19 protein-coding genes are annotated in these 16967 nt (G+C 53.5%); 13 read left to right on the top strand and 6 right to left on the bottom strand.

Annotated features, from left to right (window positions below; genetic code table 11):
- Positions 1-8 precede the first annotated feature (8 nt).
- The 10 genes from DPO_RS15615 (at position 9) to DPO_RS15570 (ending at position 5873) form a co-directional block, all read left to right on the top strand.
- Positions 9-242, top strand: coding sequence for a thioredoxin family protein (locus tag DPO_RS15615; protein ID WP_006967096.1), 234 nt, complete (start codon positions 9-11; stop codon positions 240-242).
- Positions 243-289: 47 nt separating this feature from the next.
- The gene (locus DPO_RS24035) at positions 290-1228 is read left to right on the top strand and encodes a thioredoxin domain-containing protein (protein WP_006967095.1); all 939 of its coding nucleotides are present in this window, start codon (positions 290-292) and stop codon (positions 1226-1228) included.
- Positions 1225-1668 carry a thioredoxin family protein gene (locus DPO_RS26125; protein WP_006967094.1) on the top strand — a complete coding sequence of 148 codons (444 nt, stop codon included), beginning with the start codon at positions 1225-1227 and terminating at the stop codon, positions 1666-1668. The genes DPO_RS24035 and DPO_RS26125 overlap by 4 nt, the downstream gene beginning before the upstream one ends.
- Positions 1669-1681: 13 nt before the next feature.
- Entirely contained in the window at positions 1682-2401 is a 720-nt protein-coding gene (locus DPO_RS15600) for a cytochrome c biogenesis CcdA family protein (RefSeq protein ID WP_006967093.1), read from the top strand.
- Positions 2402-2434: 33 nt separating this feature from the next.
- Positions 2435-2959 carry a (Fe-S)-binding protein gene (locus DPO_RS15595; protein WP_006967088.1) on the top strand — a complete coding sequence of 175 codons (525 nt, stop codon included), beginning with the start codon at positions 2435-2437 and terminating at the stop codon, positions 2957-2959.
- 16 nt (positions 2960-2975) lie between these two features.
- Positions 2976-3482, top strand: coding sequence for a rhodanese-like domain-containing protein (locus DPO_RS15590; protein ID WP_006967087.1), 507 nt, complete (start codon positions 2976-2978; stop codon positions 3480-3482).
- A 15-nt stretch (positions 3483-3497) separates the two neighbouring features.
- Positions 3498-3959, top strand: a complete 462-nt coding sequence (locus tag DPO_RS15585; RefSeq protein ID WP_006967086.1) for a MauE/DoxX family redox-associated membrane protein — start codon at positions 3498-3500, stop codon at positions 3957-3959.
- Between the two features lie 77 nt (positions 3960-4036).
- A complete protein-coding gene (locus tag DPO_RS15580) occupies positions 4037-4501 on the top strand; it encodes a rhodanese-like domain-containing protein (RefSeq protein WP_006967085.1) in 465 nt (154 codons plus the stop codon).
- A gap of 5 nt (positions 4502-4506) precedes the next feature.
- Positions 4507-4983, top strand: a complete 477-nt coding sequence (locus DPO_RS15575) for a hypothetical protein (protein WP_152427697.1) — start codon at positions 4507-4509, stop codon at positions 4981-4983.
- On the top strand, positions 4962-5873 hold the full coding sequence (locus tag DPO_RS15570) for a heterodisulfide reductase-related iron-sulfur binding cluster (RefSeq protein WP_040011973.1): 912 nt from the start codon (positions 4962-4964) through the stop codon (positions 5871-5873). Before DPO_RS15575 ends, DPO_RS15570 begins: the two co-directional genes overlap by 22 nt.
- 25 nt (positions 5874-5898) lie before the next feature.
- Here the strand turns inward: DPO_RS15570 and dmeF are convergent, their stop codons facing one another.
- From dmeF to DPO_RS15540, 6 genes are all read right to left on the bottom strand, one after another.
- Entirely contained in the window at positions 5899-6849 is a 951-nt protein-coding gene (dmeF, locus tag DPO_RS15565; protein ID WP_006967082.1) for a CDF family Co(II)/Ni(II) efflux transporter DmeF, read from the bottom strand.
- 68 nt (positions 6850-6917) lie between these two features.
- Positions 6918-8807 (bottom strand): aldehyde ferredoxin oxidoreductase N-terminal domain-containing protein, encoded by a 1890-nt coding sequence (locus DPO_RS15560; protein ID WP_006967081.1) that lies wholly within the window; start codon positions 8805-8807, stop codon positions 6918-6920.
- A gap of 68 nt (positions 8808-8875) precedes the next feature.
- The gene (gene arsB, locus DPO_RS15555) at positions 8876-10054 is read right to left on the bottom strand and encodes an ACR3 family arsenite efflux transporter (protein WP_006967079.1); all 1179 of its coding nucleotides are present in this window, start codon (positions 10052-10054) and stop codon (positions 8876-8878) included.
- A 45-nt stretch (positions 10055-10099) separates the two neighbouring features.
- Complete coding sequence (locus DPO_RS15550; RefSeq protein WP_006967078.1) at positions 10100-10549, bottom strand: arsenate reductase ArsC; 450 nt, start codon at positions 10547-10549, stop codon at positions 10100-10102.
- 59 nt (positions 10550-10608) lie between these two features.
- A complete protein-coding gene (gene crcB / locus DPO_RS15545) occupies positions 10609-10983 on the bottom strand; it encodes a fluoride efflux transporter CrcB (protein ID WP_006967077.1) in 375 nt (124 codons plus the stop codon).
- Positions 10984-11032: 49 nt separating this feature from the next.
- Positions 11033-12133 carry a TOBE domain-containing protein gene (locus DPO_RS15540; RefSeq protein WP_006967076.1) on the bottom strand — a complete coding sequence of 367 codons (1101 nt, stop codon included), beginning with the start codon at positions 12131-12133 and terminating at the stop codon, positions 11033-11035.
- Between the two features lie 229 nt (positions 12134-12362).
- On the opposite strand from DPO_RS15540, the gene DPO_RS15535 reads away from it, so the two are divergent.
- From DPO_RS15535 to DPO_RS15525, 3 genes are all read left to right on the top strand, one after another.
- Positions 12363-13298: a sulfite exporter TauE/SafE family protein gene (locus DPO_RS15535; protein ID WP_006967075.1), complete on the top strand. Its 936-nt coding sequence runs from the start codon at positions 12363-12365 to the stop codon at positions 13296-13298.
- 157 nt (positions 13299-13455) lie between these two features.
- Positions 13456-15174 carry an ABC transporter ATP-binding protein gene (locus tag DPO_RS15530; RefSeq protein WP_006967074.1) on the top strand — a complete coding sequence of 573 codons (1719 nt, stop codon included), beginning with the start codon at positions 13456-13458 and terminating at the stop codon, positions 15172-15174.
- Positions 15174-16961, top strand: coding sequence for an ABC transporter ATP-binding protein (locus DPO_RS15525; protein WP_006967073.1), 1788 nt, complete (start codon positions 15174-15176; stop codon positions 16959-16961). The genes DPO_RS15530 and DPO_RS15525 overlap by 1 nt, the downstream gene beginning before the upstream one ends.
- Positions 16962-16967 lie beyond the last annotated feature (6 nt).

The raw sequence follows: 16967 nt of genomic DNA, 5'->3' as shown, positions 1-16967 counted from the left end.
GTCACATCATGGAAATCAAAATACTGGGCCCTGGATGCCCCAAATGCGAACAAACCAGTAAAATAGTAGCGGAAGCCGTGTCCGAAACCGGTGTGGAGGCCAATGTGGAAAAAGTCACCGGTGCCATGGATATCGCAGGATACGGGGTTTTCGGCACCCCGGCCGTGGTCATTGACGGGGATGTCAAATGCGTGGGTAAAATTCCCAAAAAAGAGGATGTCAAATCCTGGCTGACCAAATAAGGCAGGCAAAAAAAAAACAGGTAACCTTAATTAAGGACATGCCCCTGATGACCCGAACCATCTGTATGAAACAATGGACCGTCACTGCACTGGCCGGACTGCTTACAGGGCTGGCAGCCCTTTTGGCAGCAGCCCAAACCACCCATGCAAAAACGGTGAAAGACCTTTATCCCCTGCTGTCGGACCGGTTTATCAAATCCGCGACGCTTACCGCTTTGGAAGATGACCTGATCCTGAAAACCGACACCGGCATTGCGCTGACCCGATCCGGGATGGCACAGGCCCTGGAAAAACAGGATCCCCGATTGCAGGACCAGTTGGAAAACAACCTGATCTTTCTTGCGGAACAGGAGATTCTCACCCTGATTCTGGAAGATGAGGTGAAAAAAAGCGGACTGGCAGACGGCAAATCCGTGACACAGGAACAGATTACCGCCTACCTGCAAAGCAAAGTGGGTGATCAGACCGTTTCCGACAAGGAGGCAAAAACCTTTTATGATGAAAACAAGGAGATGGTCGGGGGCATGCCCTTTGATCAGGTGGAAGACAGCATCAAAAAATTTCTGCTGGAGAACAAACAGCAGACCGCAGTCCGAACCCATATCCATGATCTGGGACAACGCCACCAGATCCGCATCAATGAAAAATGGATGGATGTCCAGTACAAAAAGATGACCGACAACCCGGTGGACAAAGCCAGGCTGTCCGGAAAACCCAGCATGGTGGAATTCGGTGCCGACGGGTGTGTTCCCTGTGACATGATGCAGCCCATCCTGGACAAGCTGGAGAAAAAATTTCCCGACACCCTGAACATCGTGTTTCTTCATGTGCGCGAAAATCAGGTACTGGCCGGTCGGTACGGCATCCAGTCCATACCGGTCCAGGCATTTTTCGATGCCAATGGACAGGAGGTGTTCCGGCACACGGGATTTTATCCGGAAGAAGCGGTGACAAAACAGCTGAAACAAATGGGGGTGGCGCAGTGAAACAGATCCGTATCCTCGTTTATATCGTCATCGCCATTGTTGCCGTAACCACCCTTTACAACATCCAGTTTAAAAACAAATCCACTGCGGACCGTACCAGCGGCACAGCGGAATCAGATGTCCGCTATGATTTCAATGACCTGCCGGTAAAGGGTATGGTCACCATGATCGACCTGGGGGCCACCGAATGTGTGCCCTGCAAGATGATGGCCCCGATCCTGGAAAAACTGGAAACAGCCTACCGGGACCGGGCTGTGATCGCGTTCATAGATGTATGGAAACACCGGGACCAGGCCCCCCGGTTCGGAGTCCGGGCCATTCCCACCCAGGTTTTTTTTGACCCTGACGGCAAGGAGGTGTACCGCCACCAGGGATTCATGAGTGAAGATGCCATTGTGGAACAATTAACCAGAATGGGGGTTGAAAAACCCGCCCTTTAACAAGGAGCTTTTGATGCTTGATTCCCTTTTTCTGACCGTGAACCAGTGGATGACCGGCGGCATCATGGTCGCCGCAGTGGGATCATTTTTGTGGGGCATGATCAGTGTGCTGTTCAGCCCCTGTCATTTGGCCTCCATCCCGTTGATCGTCGGATACGTGGGGGGCCAGGAAAAAATGGTCCACCCGCGCCAGGCCGGCATCTATTCCGCGCTTTTCACCCTTGGCCTGTTTATCACCATAGCTATCATCGGCATCATCTGCGCCCTGCTGGGCCGGATGCTGGGGGATGTGGGAAACTTCTGGCAGATTCTGGTGGGTGCCATTCTTGTATGGGTGGCTCTGGGTATGCTCGGGGTTGAAAAATGTTCCTTGTCAGGGAGCCTGATGCACCGCCTGAAACTCAAAGGCATGACCGGGGCCTTTGTGCTGGGGCTGGCCTACGGGGTGTTGTCCGGCTCCTGCACCTTCGGGTTCATCGCCCCTATTCTGGCGTTGATCACCATCCAGGAAAAAGTGATAACCGGCATCATCCTCATCATCCTGTTCGGTATCGGCCACTGCCTGCCCATCGTCATTGCCGGCAGTTCCACTGCCCTGGTGAAAAAACTGCTGGAGAGCAGCGCCTGGAGCGGGGCCGGCATGTGGTTTAGAAAACTGGCCGGTGTCACCATCATGCTGCTGGGCCTGTATTTCATTGCCAATCCCTTTTTTTCGGCCCTGCAAGCGGCATAAACCGGTAACACAGCCAACCCGAGGAGATATGACATGCTGTTGAAGAGCTATTCTCTGGAAATATTTAAATCCAAATGCCAGGCAGATGCCGAAGGCGTACACTGCTTTGCCCACCTGGACCAGGATGTCACAGACGCCATTCCCTATCTGAATGCCGTGCTGGGAGGATTCGAATACCTCAACGATCCCCCGGCTGTCACCTTTAAGACCCATGGCAAGCTGATCACGGTGCACGGCAATAAAATTGCAGTGAACGCCCTGAAGGATGAAGCAGAAGCTGAAAAAATCGTGGCATGGCTCAAAAATGAGATCAATGCGGCCTGGGAGAAAAAAGAGGAGATAACCCCCTGCTATACCGGGATGCCCCGCCCCGGTATCATGGAGATTCTCAAGCTGCTGCCGAAAACCAACTGCAAAGAATGCAGCCAGCCCACCTGCCTGGTGTTTGCTGCCAAAGTGGCGGAAGGGGCCAACGGCCCTGACGACTGCCCTCCCCTTGATCCGGATCAGCACCGGCGCCTCACCGAATATATGGGCCGGTTCACTCTGGAAATGTAAACCAAGGAGCTTTTTCATGGCACCCACACTTGTACGGCACCATATTGGCAACACGGTCCGTCAGATAATTTTCATCATACTGATATCCGTAGTCCTTGGTGCGGCTGTCAACTTTATCCGGCCGGACAGCATCCCTTTTGTGGAAACCTGGTCCATGGCGGACAACCTGGTTACAGAAGATGGTGAGGCTCTGGCCATTCCTCTGGAAGACGCTGCGGCCCTGTTTGCAGACAATGCCGCAATTTTTCTGGATGCCCGGACACCTGCCGAGTATGAAAAGGGACACATCCAGGGTGCTGTCAACCTGCCCTGGCATGAGGTGGACAACTATTTTGAAACCGTCATCATGACCCTGGACCCGGAAGCCATGATCATCACCTACTGCGACGGGGAAGCCTGTTCATTGAGCCATGACCTGGCACTGTTTCTCAAGGACTTGGGGTTCACCCGGATCAAGGTGCTGGTCAACGGCTGGACCCTGTGGAAGGGACACGATCTGCCCGTTACCACCCCCTCATCCTGATCTTTCGGAGGCCAAATGCTGCAAAAAAAATCATCTATTGATGTCCCACTTACCATAGGGTATCATTTTACCCGGCTGGTCATGGCTGGTGTGTTTATCTATGCCAGCATCGATAAAATCATCCACCCGGACCTGTTTGCAGAAGCGGTGTTCAACTACCAGGTGCTGCCAGGATACCTCGTGAACCTGACCGCCCTGATACTGCCCTGGCTGGAGCTGATCCTGGGCGCCTGTCTGCTGATCAACCGGTGGATGGCCGGGGCATCCGCCCTGGCAGCCATGTTGATGGCCTTGTTTGTGGGGATGATCATATTCAACCTGGCCCGGGGCCTGGATATCAGCTGCGGGTGTTTTTCCGCTGCCCCGGATGATGATCCCATCACCCTGCTGACCCTGGCACGCGATATATGTTTTTTGATCTTCTCCCTGGGCCTGGCCGGATTGGTGTTCATTAAAAACACCCGCCGTGTCAGATAAACCCACAAACTATCTCCCAGAACCAGGTATCTGCGAACCGTTTCATACCCTTAGTATCCCAAGGAGGATATATTACCATGAAAAAAGGTATCATTACGATTGCCGCCATCCTGATGATGGCAATTTCTCTTGCGGCCCATGCCGAAGAATTGTCTTTGGAAACCTATATTTCCGGGTTCGACTACAAGGCCCGCAAAGAGATGAAGATCAACAGCGAATCTTTGGTCAGCGGGCTGGAACAAGGATTCATCCAGCTTGTCGACATCCGCTTCAAGGAGGAAACAGCTGCCTGGCGCATGGGGTTTGGCCGCCATATCCCGCTCAATGAACTGCCATCCCGCCTGGATGAGCTGGACAAAGACAAAATCATCGTGACCGCCTGCCCCCATAAAGACCGGGCCATTCTGGCCATGGCATATCTGAGAACCAAAGGATACCAATCCAAATACCTGGTGGACGGGCTTCTGGGTGTTGCTGAATTTCTGCGGGGAGACACCGCCAGAGAGGTTATGGAAATCCTTGGGGAAAACCAGGGCAGGTGATGGAAATGGCAACCGGTTTCACCTCCCTGGTGTTGGAAATGTTCAAAAAATGCGCCGGCCGTTCCGGATGCGAGGTGTGCCGGGAACACATGGAAGAGGACTGCCTGTTTTTTCCTGAAATGTACCGCCTGCACGACCTTTCACAAGAAACCGGCACCCCGCTGGCTGATATGGACCTGGCATCCCTGGTGGATCTGTGCACCCTGTGCGGGCTGTGCCCGTGCCAGGATATCCGGATGCTGGTGTTAAAAGCCAAAGCCGCCTGGGCGGAAGAGAACCTGCCCCCGCTGTCCACAAGGCTTTTGTCTGATGCCCGGCAGGCCGGCCGGTGGGGAACGGCATTTTCCACTGTATTAAATCCCCTGAACCGGCTGAAACCGGTCACAACAATGGTAAAAAAAACCCTGGATATCCATCCTGAAAGATCCTTGCCCGCCTTTCCAGAAGAAAGCTTTTTTGTGTGGGCAAAAAAAAGGGATTGACCACGCCTGTGAAAAACCCCAGCCGGGATGCCTTAAAAGTCGCCTATTTTGCCGGATGCAGTGCCGGGTATCTGTTTCCTGGGGTAGCCAAAGCAGCGGTGGGCCTGCTGGAACAAAACGGGATTCAGGTGTTTGTCCCTTCCCAGCACTGCTGCAGCATGCCCCTGATCATGGAAGGAAACCAACAGGCAGCTAAAAAACGGATCCAGGCCAACCTGGAAACCCTTGGTGCCTGTATGCAGGACGGATACGACATCGTCTGCTCCTGCCCCACCTGCGGATATTTTTTCAAAAAACTGCTGAAAGAAACCGCGTATTATTCAGAAGCGTTTCAACACCGGGCCGATGCCGGCAACAACAGGATGCAGGTACCGACAGGGTCCAGGGACAAAAAATTCACCTTCGTGCCCATGGGCATTTACAAAACCTTTTTAAAAGATGACGGATATTTTTCCAGCATTGATCCGCTGCAGCGCATTGATCTGTCCCTGAACGTCCAGGATCTGGGAGAATACCTGCTGGCCCATTACAAAACAGGACAGCTTTCCATATCTCTGAAGGAACCTGACCGGCCCCTGGCCTATTTTGCCCCCTGCCACCAGCGGGAACAAAACATCGGACATCCCTATGTGGAGATGATCCAGTCTTTGCCCGGCACAGACATCATCCCTATGGGCGGGGAGATGCTTTGCTGCGGCATGGGGGGTCATCTGGGGTTTAAAACCGGTTTTCATGACCATTCTCTTGCCATCGGCGGCCCTTTGTTTGACCGGCTGGCCGCCGCATCCAACCGGACCCTTATCACCGACTGCCTGTCCTGCCGCATGCAGCTTAAGCATGTGTTTTCCCGGCAGGTGTTTCATCCGCTTGAACTGCTGATTGCCGTCTGAATTTCAGGCATGGTCATCCAGATTTTCAGGAATCCGGGGGGTGTTTATGAATTTCAACGGTGATGTGATCAAAATGGCCCGCCTTTTTCACAAGATTGTGATAAAAGGACGGGCCTTTATCATCTGAGGAATTCAGGCTCAATATCAGGGACTGTTCGTTTTCTGAAATCTGCCAGATGTGAAGGTCTTCAATGGATGTGGTGTCGGATTCGATCAATTCCCGCAGCCGGGCGACCGTCTCTGATGTATCGGATTTGTCCAGGAGAACGCTGCTGGTCTGTTTCAAAAGACCGATAGCCCATCTTGTCACCACAATGGCGCCTAAGATCCCCACCAGGGGATCTGCCCAGGACAGTCCGAAAAATTTGGCTGCCAGCAGGGCAATGATGGCCAGAACACTGGTCAGGGCATCTGTAATCACATGGAGGTACGCGGCCTTGAGGTTGTGGTCCTCATGACTGTGATGATAGCAGATGGGCTCTGAATGATCATCGTGTGATCGAAGAGGGTCGTGATCGTGGCTGTGGTTCGAACCCCCGTGGCCCAGGATGATGGCGGAAACAATATTGACGACCAGGCCGATAACCGCCACGATAATGGCTTGGTTGAACAGGATATGAACCGGATTGATCAGCCTTTCAATGGATTCGAACGCCATGGCAGCCGCTGCAACCAAAAGGAGAATGGCATTGGTGTAGCCGCCCAGCACACCGACCTTTCCGGTACCGAAACAAAAGGATGGGTTGTCCATCTGTTTTCTGGCAAATATATATGCGGCAAGGGTGATAAACAGAGCCAGGGCATGGGTGCCCATGTGAATACCGTCGGACAGAAGGGCCATGGAGCCGCTGATAAGGCCGGCAATGATTTCCACTATCATGGTGATCAGGGTGATGATCACCACAATCAGGGTAACGGTCTCATTTTTCCGGGAATCGGGGATTAATTTGCGGGTACTGCAGTTATGTGTTCTCACAGTTCAATACTTTCAAGCAATCGTGTTTCTTGTGGATCAGCCGATCCAGGAGCGTGAACATCGCTCCATCAGACCGGAAAATCCCGGAGGGTTTCATGGGTGCCTTTGTGCATCTCATACCAGAATTCAAATGCGGCCCGGTGTTTGTCTTTGTCAAACAGATCCAGCCAGTGTTCCAGGTCCGGATCATGTATGTTATCCACTTGTTGTTTATTTTTCAAGAAGGTATGGACCATATCGATATTCCGTTCCGATTCCCAGAATACCGAGGCATTGCGGCTGGTGATGCGGCCGGCGGTCAATCCTATGGACGCGAGGAACCGGTCTTTCAACCCGTAGATTTTTTCAATGATGTCGGGCATCAGATCTTCGGCCCAAGCCCGGTGAAACCGGCATATGCCGAGATTGTCCAGCATCAGTTCCTGAAGCATGCGAAGCGCGTTTTCCCGACCCAGATCCCGGGGCGGCATAAAACGGCTGCCATAGTGCATATAGTATTTGCCCATGATAGCCATGGGGGCCAGCACCCCCGGGGTCCAGTACTGGTTGGGAACCATCCAGCCCTGGCGGGCAAATGCCGTATGAACAAACCGGTCCATGACGGGTGTGCCTTTTCCTTTTGCCAGACCCCGGGCCAGTTTTCTGGCCCCCTTTTCCAAAGGGATCTTTCCGTCCGGCCGGACCATTTCATCCAACAGACGCTTTCCAAGTTCTGCATTGTGCATGGAATCTTCAACCACATCAAAATCCTGGAAATGCCATTTCGGCTTCATGGCCGCACCGATATCGTCCGGGGCCAGCAATGCCTCATCCAGGCAGTCCATAAGCCAGGCCAGGATTCCGCCTGCGGCAATGGCATCAAATCCCAGCATATCGGCATGGCCGGCCAGCATTTCTGCGGCCCGCTGATCAAAGATGCCGCACAAGGGTCCTAGTGCCTGATAGGGTTCATAATCTTTTTTGTAGATTCCGTTCATTTTCTTGCACACGGCCGCACAGGGTTCACCGCAGGTTTTCTGCTGTTTTTTTTGGATCGTTTCTTCGTTGAACTGTTTCAGGTAATGGTCCCGGATAAATTTCTGGTGAAAGGCTTTTCGTTCATCTTCGCGCCAGTAAATCGTGCGGTAGTTGAATGCCAGGATATTGCCGGACATGGCAGCATAGTTCACCCCAAAGGTGCCGCCGGTTTCAACCCCGGGATCATACCGGTATTTGGTGGTGGCCTCGATATCCTTGGCTGCCATGCGCTGGTTGTATTTGTCTTCGAACCATTGATCCGCCACGGACCGTTCACGAAAATCCTCATCCACATGGGTGCCGCCGTAAATGATGCCGACAATGCCGTGCTCCTGGAAAAGCTTGGACCCGAACCCGCCCCGGCCGGCCCAGGTATCCACCGGGGTCAGTTTTTTCTTGCGCACCGGGGCCGAGGCAATGGCCCCGAAATCGGTGTACCGGGAGGCCGGCCCGGTGGCCAGTACCCTGGGATCGGTTTCATACCGGCCGGAAAACCGGATCATGGCCTCCTCCATCACCCCATAAACCCCACCCCGGCCCATTTTCCATATGGTACCGGGAGACACCGGCACCAGTTCCACCTCGATCTCTTCTCCGTGATTCCGGTTGAGATACAGCAGGGACGGCCGGTCGGCTTTGCCCAGAATCACCAGCTGATTGATCCCCAGGTTGTCGAACACCAGGGCGGCACCGCCCATGGATGATATATAGAACCCGTGCCAGCAGGGAGATATACCGCAGAAAATCATCCGGTTCGATCCCGGAAAAATGGAACCGGCCAGAAGACCGCCGCCGATGGTCAGGCTGTTGTGCTTGAAACTCATGTGGATGCCCAAATCCACGGGCCCGAAAAAATCCCCCACTGCATACCGTTTGAGCCTGTAAAACCCGGATGAAGCATCCAGCATCAGCACCTTTAAAAAAAACTGTTTCTCTGCCATTTTTCCTGCCTTTCTTGTGAATCGCATATCAGCCGTTTTATGCCGTGAAATAACAGCAAGTTCCAACCTCAGCCGTTGAACCAGGGCCGGGTCCGTTTACAGAACCCCACCAGCATCAGCATCACCGGCACCTCGATCAGCACGCCCACCACCGTGGCCAGGGCTGCGCCCGAGGACAGCCCGAAAAGCATGACCGATGTGGCAATGGCCACTTCAAAATGGTTGGAGGCCCCGATCATGGCGGCCGGGGCTGCATCTGCATAGTTGAATTTCATGAACACGGCCCCGGCATAACCGATCGCAAAAATCAGAAGGGTCTGGATGAACAAAGGAACCGCAATCCACAAAATGGTCAACGGATTGGCCGTGATGACATCTCCCTTGAAGCTGAACAAAAGTACCAGGGTCACCAGCAGGGCACTGATGGTCACCGGGGTCAGAACCCCTAAAAATTTTTCCTTGAACCATGCTTCACCTTTGGCTTTAATAATCCAGATTCTGGAAAAATAGCCTGCCACCAGGGGCAGCGCCACATAGATACCTACAGACAGCAGCAGGGCCTGCCAGGGGATGGGCAGTTTGCCCACACCCAGCAGAAATCCGCCCAAAACCCCGTACAGCACCAGCATGGTCAAGGAGTTGATGGCCACCATCACCAGGGTCAACCCGTCATTGCCCCGGGACAGATACCCCCACACCAGGACCATGGCCGTACAAGGCGCGATGCCCAAAAGGATGCATCCGGCCAGATAGCTTCGCCACAGCGGGATCTGGAGCATCTTCACCCCTTCATGCACCACCACCACCCCGTCCCCGTGGACAGCCCCCACGGGCAGGTCCAGGCCGAAGGGAATTTTCACCAGATCCATGGCATCCGGGCCGATAAATCCTTTAAATGCAATCCCCAGAAAAAACACGGAGATGGCATACATGGTAAAGGGCTTGATGCACCAGTTGATGAACAGGGTCCAGAACACGGGTTTGCCGCTTTTTCCCGCCCGGATGACCGAGGCGAAATCGATTTTCACCATGATGGGGTACATCATGAAAAACAGGCACACGGCAATGGGGATGGATACCACGGGGGCATTGTTTACGGTGATGGCCATGCCGTCCAGGGCTTTTGCCAGCCCGGGAGCGATTTTTCCCAACAAGATGCCGCCGATAATGCACAGCCCGACCCAGACGGTCAGGTACTGCTCAAACACATTCGTCATTCTCCGATCATTGTCAACAGGGGAACTCATGGTTGATTTTTTTCTCCTTTTCAGGGTTGTTCGATTTTTTTGGATTTATGACAACACATTGTCCGGCAGTTTTTCCACAAACCCCCGGATCTCATCTCTGACTTTCCGGTAGCAGTCCAGCTGCTCCTGCTCATCCCCGCCCCGCTTCCGGATCTCTTTTGCCAGGGCCGGAGGATCTTCAAATCCCCGGTGGACCTTTTTACCGGCAAAGGGAAAATACGGGCAGGATTCTTTGGCATTGTCACACACCGTGATCACCACATCCATTTGTTTGTCCTGAAATTCGCTGACATGTTTGGACCGATGGTGGGAAATATCCACCCCCGCCTCTTTCATCACGGCCATAGCCTTTGGGTCCACGCCATGGGTTTCCACGCCTGCGGAAAATACCTCGATCACGTCATTTTTAAGATATCGGGTCCACCCTTCAGCCATCTGGCTGCGACATGCATTTCCCGTGCACAGAAACAATATCTTCAGTTTTTTGTCATCCATGTGTCTTTTCCTTTTTTTTTGACCGGGCAGCAGGCCTCTCCCCGCTGAATTTTCCCCGCCTATTTCACACTGCCGATCCACAATCCCATCACGGTTAATGCCAGCCCGCCCAGATTGTTGACCAGGATGTTCATCACTGCCTGAAATCGCATGCCGGCCTGGCCGGCAGCAATGGTTTCCATGGAAAAAGCGGAAAAAGTGGTCAGCGCCCCTAAAAAACCGGTGATCAGCAGCAGGCGCATCTCCGGGGTCAGCAGGCGCACTCGGTCCGACAGGCCGAACAGCAATCCAATCAAAAAACATCCCGCCATATTGACAACCAGCGTGCCCCAGGGAAAGCGGGTGCCCCACAGGTTGATCGTCAGAAGGCTGATGCCGTAACGGCCTGCCGCGCCCAGGCTGCCGCCCAGCATTACCCAGATCAGTTTTTCCATTTTTTTACGGCCCTTTTCTTTTTGTTGCCGGTAAGACTTTTTAGCATTATCAATTCAGATGAAGTACCACGGAAACAGCGGTGAACAAGGCCCGGACCGGATCTCCCTGCTTCAGGCCGGAAATCCAGGAACCGGCCGAGGATATCACGGCACAGATCTGCAAAGAATCTGACACCGTGACAATACATTCGGTATTGATTTTCCCCCGGGTGATCCGGGTGACAATTCCTTTGAACCGGTTTTCCACACTGCATGCACAAGACACATCACCGCTTTGCAGCATTACCTGAGGCGCTTTGACCTCAGCAATCACCCATTTATCGGTAACCAGACCCAGTCGTTTGACACTGTCGTTGGTGATCACAGTGATAATGGAATGGCCGTCCAGAGTGATCATTTCAATCAGAGACTGAATATCTGCATTTACAATGTTTGTGACTTTGCAGAAAAAAGTGTTGCGGGCGCTGGTTCTGCGGCCGGATTCCTTTTCCATGAACCGCTTGGCAACCGCCTGAATATCAGTTTCCGAAAAGGTGACATACGATGACGTCAGGCTGGCGGACATGTGCCCTAAAATTTGTTGAACCACCGGTAGCGGCAGATTGCCCTGCATCAACTCGATTGCCCTGGCCCTGCGGATGGCCTCGGGTCCGCCCAGTTCCTTGTCAAAACCGCATGCAGCCGCCCGTTCATAAAATTTGCGACGTACAAACCCGGGATCCAGGTCAGTCAGCCGGCCTGCTTTTTCTTTGAATCCCGGTCCGTGGATCAATTCCTGAATCTCAGTGCCCAGGGCCTCGGAGAGATGAACCGTTCTGGGTTTCACACCGGTTTCAGGCCCGCTGGAGCCATAGGTCACCGCATGGTTTTGTACATCGATATCTGTAAAAGGGTTGACCGCCAGCACTTCCTTTAATTTTGCACCGGTATATCGGATCAAAAGAAAAGTGATCAAAATGCGGCAGCGGGAAAAGCGCACATCCGCGCGGGGCGAATCGGTTGCCCATTTTCGAAAACACTGTTCCAGCTGATTCAGCTGAGCCGTATCCAGGCATGGCCCGGTCCTGGCAATGGAGATGATCCGGCTGTGATCCTTTCCGCCGGACGGTGAAATATCCTGATTTTGTGTGGATTTCTTTTGATCCGCCATATCGGGTTTCCGTACGTTCAACAATGTTGCAGTCATTTATGGGATGATTCAATAAAATACTTGACGTCTCTTGTCAATGGTTGTTACTATCACGAATATAAAATATTACGTGACTATAAATTCGTATTTATATGAAAGATTTAAGTGTTGGGCCTATACTTGACTGCTGATATTTTTATCATTTGCTGTGGTCTCTCAGGCCATGATTGTTATTACCAAGGAAACCGTTATGTATTTTTCAACCGCAGGCATTGAAACAGCCATATGGGTACCGCCGCTGGTGGCATTTGTGGTGTCATTTTTCACCTCCATGGGCGGGATATCCGGTGCGTTTCTGCTCCTGCCGTTCCAGATGTCGGTTCTGGGCTACACCCATCCTTCGGTCAGTGCCACCAACCAGTTGTTCAACATTGTGGCCATTCCCAGCGGGGTCTACCGTTACTGGCGCGAAGGCCGGATGGTATGGCCCTTAACCTGGATCGTCGTTGCAGGCACCCTGCCCGGCGTATTCATCGGTGCAGTTGTACGGGTGACCTGGCTGCCGGACCCCGGGCTGTTCAAGCTGTTTGCCGCCGGTGTCCTGTTGTATATCGGGCTTAAAATGATGCGGGATCTGCGGAAGCAATCCGGCCGGAATGCCGGCAAAAACAACAGTGAAAAGCGGTTTCAAACCCTGATGAAAAACTGGCGTTCAGATGACGTCACTTCACGGCCCTCCACTGTGACCGGTTTCAACCTCCGCCGGCTGGGATTCACCTTTTATGGTGAATCCTATGAGGTATCTTTTCCGGGCATTTTTTCTCTCAGTTTCATTGTGGGCATTGTCGGGGGCATTTACGGCATCGGCGGCGGTTCCATCATCGCCCCTTTTTTTGTCACTTTTTTCGGACTGCCGGTATATATCGTGGCTGGCGCGGCCCTGATGGGGACCTTTGTCACCTCCATTGCCGGGGTTGCTTTTTACCAGGCCATTGCCCCGTTTTATCCTCACCTGTCCGTGGCTCCTGACTGGCTGCTGGGAATTTTATTCGGTATCGGCGGCATGGCGGGCATGTATTTAGGTGCCCGGTCCCAGAAATTTGTCCCGGCCAGGGCCATCAAATGGATGCTGACCGGGATCATGATACTGACGGCAGCCAAATATGTGTTTGAGTTTTTTAAATAATCCCTGATGGTTTTACCGCAGAAGGGAACGTTCCGAAAATCCGGAACTGTATGGACGGGAACAGTATTGAAAACCACCGGAAAATAACCTATGCTTCTGTCATGAATTTTCAGGTTCAGACAGATGTGGCGGTCCCATCCGGCCGGAAGGGGAAAGATTGAAACTGATCCTTCCCTTTTTCAGGCAGTACAAGGCCCAGATCCTTTTGGGTATGGTATGCATGATCATCGTGGACGGCACCCAGCTCATTGTGCCCCAGGTGATCCGGTCGGTGGTGGATACCCTGACTGAAGGCAGCCTGGACCGGGCCGTACTGATCCGTCAGTGTGTATTCATTCTGGGGCTGGGCGTGCTTATGGCGGTGCTGCGTTATGCCTGGCGCATCCTGCTCATGGGCAGTGCCAGAAACCTGGAAAAAGGGATCCGGGACCAGCTGTACACCCATATCATGTCATTGGACCCGGCTTTTTTCGACCGGGTGAATACCGGGGACATCATGGCCCATGCCACCTCGGACATCAACCATGTGCGCATGGCTTTCGGATTCGGAATTATTGTGCTGGTGGACACGGTGCTGCTGGGAGGCGCCATTCTGGCCATCATGATCTGGACCCAACCCAAACTCACAGCCATGGCCATGATCCCCATGCCGGCCCTGATTTTCTTCACACGATTCCTAGGTAAAAAAATGCATGACTTTCACACCACCGCCCAGGAATCATTTTCCGTTCTCACTGAAATGATCCGGGAAAGCTTTTTCGGTATCCGGATCATCAAGGTGTTCAATTTTGAATCGCTGGTAACAAACCGGGTGGGCCATGCTGCCACGGATTATTTCCGCAAAAACCTGAAACGGGCCGTGGCCACGTCCCTGTTGCGCCCTTTGCTGGGGTTTTTCTTTAACATCTCTTCATTGATCATTCTGTTTTACGGCGGAATACTGGTGATGCGCAACACATTGAGTCCCGGAGAACTGGTGGCGTTTCTCCAGTATCTGGGTTTGCTGGCCTGGCCGGTCATTGCCATCGGATGGATGACCAACCTGTTCCAGCGGGGGATGTCTTCTTTGGGCCGCATCAACGCCCTGCTCCAGTCCCGGCCCCGGATCACCTGTCCGGAAAACCCGGTGCCCATGCCCCGCCAGATCCGCCATTTCCGTTTCAACCATGCCGGGTTCTCCTATGACGGCCACACCCCCATATTGTCGGACATCTGTCTGGATATCCCGGGGGGCAGCCGGGTGGGTATCACCGGCCCGCCCGGGACCGGCAAAACCACCCTGGCGTATCTGATGATGCGGCTGTATGATCCCACCCAAGGCGATATCCGGGTGAACGGCATTCCCACCATGGACATGGATCCCAAAGCCCTGCAGTCCTGCATCGCATTCATGCCCCAGGAACCGTTTCTGTTTTCCGCCACCATCCGGGAAAACATGCTTATGGGGCGGGACATGACAGATACCGATCTGGAGAAAGTGATCCGAATCTGTGATCTTTCCGATACCATTAAAGCCATGCCCCGGGGATTGGAAGCCCTTGTGGGAGAACGGGGAGTAACTTTGTCCGGGGGCCAGAAACAGCGGCTGGTCCTGGCCAGGGCCCTGGTGGAGGACAAGCCGGTGCTGATTCTGGACGATCCGGTCAGCCAGCTGGACACCCAGACCGCCCAGCGGGTGATCGACGGTATCCACCGCCTGACAAAGGATCGCACCTGCATCCTTATCTCCCATCGTCTGTCCGCTCTGGCCGCTTGCGACACCATATATGTTCTGGAAAACGGCCGGATCTCTGCCGGCGGATCCCATGCCCATCTGCTTGAAACCAGCCGATACTACCGGCATGCATTTGATGTGCAGCAGTTTGAGGAGACCTGATGACGCGGGAAGAAAAGGAAATCCGTCTGGCCGATCTGGTTTTGGCCAAAGCGATGTGGCCCTATATCCGGCCCTATGCCTGGATGCTGGCAGTGTCCACCCTGCTGGTGTTTGCCGGTATTTTCTTTGAGCTGTCCATTCCGCTGCTCATCCAGAAAGGCCTGGACGGATTTATCCTCCAATCCGGCCAGAATTCAAAGGATGCCTTGTTTCTAGGTCTGCACATGGAAGACTTCCGGTCGTTCGGTCTTTTTTTCTGCCTGATGATCCTGGCCGCATTTGTCATCGATTTCGGTCAGACCCTGTTTCTGGAATACTCCGGCCAGAAAATTATTCTGAACCTGCGATGGGAACTGTTCTCCCACATGACCGGCCTGCCCGTGGCCTATTATGATAAAAACGCCTCCGGCCGGCTGGTGGCAAGGGTGGCAGGCGACATTGAGAACATGAACGAAATGTTCACCAGTGTGCTGGTGTTCATCTTCAAGGACCTGGTGCTCATGGCAGCCATTTTTGTGATGCTGGCACGGCTCAATGCCGGACTGGCCTTTTATCTGTTTGGGCTGGTGCCCGTGATCCTGGTGAGTGTCACCGGATTTTCCCGGCATGTGCGCAGCGCCTTTCGGACCATCCGACAGAAGATCGGGGAGATCAACCACAGTTTTTCCGAAGGCATTTCCGGCATCCGGGCCATCCAGACCACTGGCAGCGCAGCCACGTTTATCAAACGGTTCCGGGATCTCAATGCGACCCATTATGATGCCGCCATGCGCCAGATAAAAACCTTTGCCGTGTTCATGCCCTTTATCGGGTTATTGGGCATCGTCAGCACGGCGATCATCCTGTGGGCCGGCGGTCTCAAGGTCACGGCCCATGAAATGACCATCGGCGAACTGGTGGCATTTCTCACCTATATGAAACTGTTTTTCAGGCCGTTGCGGGAGCTGTCGGAAAAATTCAATCTGCTTCAGAATGCTTTGGCCTCGGCGGAACGGATCACCACAGTGCTGGAACAGAAAAAAGACCGGCAGCGCCTTACCCGAAAAAGAGTCCGGATGGATGCCATCCATCACCTGGCATTTGATCATGTTCATTTTTCTTATGACACGGAAACACCGGTGCTCAAAGATATCTGTTTTTCTCTTGAAAAAGGGAGTTCCATCGGAATCGTGGGTCAGACCGGGTCCGGAAAGACCTCCATCATCAACCTGGTCACAGGATTCTACCGGCCGGATGCCGGCCTTATCCGGATCAACGGTCAGCCCCAGGAATCCATCAACACCATGGATATCCGACGGAAAACCGCTCTGGTCATGCAGGACCCCATCCTTTTTTCCGGCACAGTCAAAGACAATATCTGCCCGCCGGAAAATCCCCTGGACGGCCTTGCCCTGAAAAAAGTGCTGGAACAGGCCAACTGCGGATTTTTATATGACAAGTTTGACGGACCGGACACCGTGCTCAGGGAGGGGGGACGTCCGCTGTCCGCCGGAGAAAAACAGCTGATATGCATTGCCCGGGCCTTTGCCTGCAACCCGGATCTGATCATTTTCGATGAGGCCACATCCTACATGGATTCCGGATCGGAGCAGGCGGTGCATGAGGCCATGAACCGGCTCATGAAAGGCCGGCTGTCCATCATCATCGCCCACCGCCTGTCCACCATCCGGCACTGTGACCGGATCCTGCTGCTCAGGGTTGGCCGGATCCGGGAACAAGGCAGCCACCCGGAGCTGGTAAGGGCCAAAGGTGAGTATTATCACCTGCTGGAAAAAGAAACCCTGTAAGGGGTG

The sequence above is a fragment of the Desulfotignum phosphitoxidans DSM 13687 genome (genome assembly GCF_000350545.1).
In the GTDB taxonomy this organism is placed as follows: Bacteria; Desulfobacterota; Desulfobacteria; order Desulfobacterales; family Desulfobacteraceae; genus Desulfotignum; species Desulfotignum phosphitoxidans.
This window is presented reverse-complemented; position numbering and strand designations above follow the sequence as displayed.